The following is a 2,170-nucleotide window of genomic DNA, read 5'->3' as shown; positions in this document are numbered from 1 at the left end:
GCCTGGGCATAGCCAAAGCCGTAAAAGCCGCCTTCTTCCGTCTTAGCGTAGATGTGCGGCACGCCAAAGCTGTCCCACAGAATTTCACCGCCACCCCAGTTCTTGAAAGGAGGCGCTGCGACCGAGGCCGTCATTGCGGAGGATGCAGCCAGAGCTGCGAGCCAGATTGTCATGTGGCGCATCGCCATCCTTTCTCCTGTCGTTGCAGAAACATGCGCCGCCAGAGGTGGCCGGGGTAGTCTGAACACGGATCGGCATTCGATAAGTGGATCATCTGCCGGTTTCATCATCGAACTGCCGATACGGGGCGTCATGCAGGGAGGGCGAAGCCCGACCGGAGTGACGCCCCGTATCGGCGGCCAAACTCATGCTGCCATCGCCATTGGCAGGTTGTCAAAATATGCCTGGTCCGGGGTCCGGGCGCCAAGGCTCGAATGCGGCCTCCTTGCGTTGTAAAAGTTCAGATAACGACCGATCGATATCCGGGCTTCGCTGACCGCGACGTAGGCGCGGAGGTAAACCTCCTCATATTTCACCGAGCGCCACAGGCGCTCGACCACCACATTGTCGCGCCAAGCGCCCCGGCCGTCCATGCTGATGGCGATTTCCTCCCGGTGCAGCACGCTGAAGAAGGCGTGACTGGTGAATTGACTGCCTTGATCCGTATTGAAAATCTCGGGCTTGCCGTAGCGCGCCAGGGCTTCCTCCAGCGCCTCGACGCAGAAGTCGGCCTCCATCGTGATCGACACACGCCAGGCCAGGACCTTGCGGCTGAACCAATCCACGATGGCCACGAGATAGACGAACCCCCTCGTCATCGGGATGTAGCTGATGTCAGTCGCCCAGACCTGGTTGGGCCGCACGATCGGCAGTTTGCGCAGCAGATAGGGGTAAACCTTGTGCCCTGGCGTCGGCTTCGATGTGTTCGGACGACGGTAAATCGCCTCGATCGCCATCTTCTTCATCAGCGTGGCCACATGCTGGCGGCCGATCTCGATCCCTTCCTGCCGCAGCAGATCGCGCAGCATTCGACTGCCCGCGAACGGAAATTCCAGGTGCAGTTCGTCGATGCGCCGCATGATCGCCAGATCAGCCACCGGAACCGGCCTGGGCAGATAATAGACGCTGCCCCGGCTGATCCCCAGTTCCCGCACCTGCCGCGACAGCGGCAGACTGTGCGAACGATCGATCATCGCTTTGCGCTCGGCAACAGACCGGCCTTCCCGAGCGCGCCGGCCAAAAAATCATTCGCCAGCGTCAACTCACCGATCTTGGCATGTAGTGTCTTCACGTCAACCGGCGGCTCGCCCGTTTCCGATGCCTTGTCCGAACCAAACACACCGGCTGCGCCCTCCAGCAACTGGCTTCGCCACGTCGTGATCTGGTTCGGATGCACGTCAAACTGCTGCGCCAACTCGGCCAGCGTCTTCTCGCCCTTCACGGCAGCCAGTGCCACCTTCGCCTTGAATGCCGGACTGTGGTTCCGGCGGGGTCGTTTGCTCATCTCTGCTCCTGTCTCGCAGCCATACTGGCCACCGTCAGGCAGAAAATCCACTTATCTCAATGTTTAGTTTTGCCAGGCCACCTCTATGCCACTGCGTAACGAAATACCTGCCCGATGAAATTCAGTGCGTGTTTCGCGCTCTCATGCCGCCCCTTTTTCTCGATAGGCCGCAGAGCCAGCAGCACGCAGGTCCCGCGCTCCGTCCCGCAGGATATGGGCTCTCGTTGAAGAAACATCCGGATAAGCGCCTAGGGAGAGTAGCTTTTTAACCTTTTTAAACCGTCCTTGAGCATCGATCCGAAATTTCAATCTCCATAGTCGGCTGCCATCGGGCTTATCAGGAGGAAAAGGCCGCGCTCATCAGCGACCTAATATGGCTTGTCTTGAGGCTTTAGCCCCCTGTTTCTCGTGTCTGAAAGCGCCATCTGTCGACCATCCCATCTGCCTCGTCCGCTTCCTGGGGGTATCGCGTTTCACTCATTAGCCTCATGCCCCTTTCCAATACCCCCAATGGGGAACGGACAGGCATGGACGGCGACAACTGCAGCCAGCCAAAAAGAGTGAATTTTTATCTGATTTCCGCCGCTTCTTCAACCTGATGTGGATGCTAACGGAGGGGGTACTGGTGCCGCTTACGTGACTCGAACACGTGACCCCATCATTACG

General features: G+C 58.8%; 3 protein-coding genes. All 3 read right to left on the bottom strand.

The genetic code is table 11. The features are described from left to right. A partial coding sequence (locus Q0602_RS04285) for a penicillin acylase family protein (RefSeq protein ID WP_298839443.1) occupies positions 1–188 on the bottom strand: 188 nt, incomplete at its 3' end. A 177-nt stretch (positions 189–365) separates the two neighbouring features. Next, positions 366–1,504 (bottom strand): IS3 family transposase gene (locus Q0602_RS04280; RefSeq protein ID WP_298839441.1). Its coding sequence is split into 2 segments (ribosomal slippage): positions 366–1,237 and positions 1,237–1,504, totalling 1,140 coding nucleotides; the frame shifts between segments, so codons are not numbered across the junction. A 141-nt stretch (positions 1,505–1,645) separates the two neighbouring features. Further along, positions 1,646–1,813, bottom strand: coding sequence for a hypothetical protein (locus Q0602_RS25320; RefSeq protein ID WP_323133381.1), 168 nt, complete (start codon positions 1,811–1,813; stop codon positions 1,646–1,648). Positions 1,814–2,170 lie beyond the last annotated feature (357 nt).

It is taken from the genome of uncultured Salinicola sp. (assembly GCF_937921195.1).
Taxonomy (GTDB): domain Bacteria; phylum Pseudomonadota; class Gammaproteobacteria; order Pseudomonadales; family Halomonadaceae; genus Salinicola.
This window is presented reverse-complemented; position numbering and strand designations above follow the sequence as displayed.